Raw genomic sequence first — 1,211 nt, forward strand, 5'->3', positions numbered from 1 at the left:
GATCAAAATGATCTGGCAAGCGCCAGCGTAACCGGGTCTGATCCAAACAGTGACGCAGAGACCGACGTTTCAAGTACTTTGACCTTTACAGCTGGTTCTGACGCGCTAACCTCATTTGCCTTTGCTGATCCCTCTGCCATCACCATCTCCAATGGAACAGCCACACTGGATGTCAGCTGGGCCCTGTCCAACGGTCAGCTCATTGGCTCAATCAATGGCGCTCCTGCCATCATTTTGGCGCTTGATGCCGCCGCTATTGCGGCCGGACAGCAAGGCACAGTCCAGGTCACAGCAACCCTGACACAGGCCTTTGCCCACCAGAACGGTGCAAACCCGATTACCATCAGTGGCATTGCCATTAATGCCTCAGACCATGACGGCGATACCGTCACCGCTGACATCCAGGTCAACATCTTAAACGATGCTCCAGTTCTGGACATTGCTGACAGCCCGGCCTCACTTACAGAAGGCAGCACGCTTTCCAGCACATGGGCGCTGAACCCGGGGGCAGACGGCGTCACCCACATCACAGTCTCGCTGCCAGGCGAAGCAGACCAGAGCATTGCGCTCACACAAACCACATCCGCCACCTTTGTGCTCCCAAACGGCACCCTTACAGTCAATCCCGATGGCACCTATTCCTTTGAAGCTGACGACAATTTAGACAATGATCAGGCCCAGCAACTAACCTTTACAATCACCGCAACAGACAGCGACGGCGATACAGCATCTGACACTCACACAATCACAATTACAGATGGCGCAGACCCCACACCGCCAGACAATCTGCCCGGCGAGGCCGCCAGCCTCATCCTGACGGTGAGCGAAGCCGCTCTTGATACAGTGCAGGATCAAAATGATCTGGCAAGCGCCAGCATCACCGGGTCTGATCCAAACAGTGACGCAGAGACCGACGTTTCAAGTGCTTTGACCTTTACAGCTGGCTCTGACGCGCTAACCTCATTTGCCTTTGCTGATCCCTCTGCCATCACCATCTCCAATGGAACAGCCACACTGGATGTCAGCTGGGCCCTGTCCAACGGTCAGCTCATTGGCTCAATCAATGGCGCTCCTGCCATCATTTTGGCGCTTGATGCCGCCGCCATTGCCGCAGGCCAGCAAGGCACAGTCCAGGTCACAGCAACCCTGACACAGGCCTTTGCCCATGAAAACGGTGCAAACCCGATTACCATCAGTGGCATTGCCATCAA

The 1,211-nt window shown here is 55.4% G+C and carries 1 protein-coding gene; it reads left to right on the forward strand.

Annotated elements, in window-relative coordinates; genetic code table 11:
- Window positions 1–1,211 (forward strand): Ig-like domain-containing protein (locus BMZ51_RS23670; RefSeq protein WP_208979645.1); only part of this gene is annotated, 1,211 nt, incomplete at both ends.

Origin of the sequence: Pseudovibrio axinellae (assembly GCF_900110875.1) — a bacterium.
Lineage (GTDB): Bacteria > Pseudomonadota > Alphaproteobacteria > Rhizobiales > Stappiaceae > Pseudovibrio > Pseudovibrio axinellae.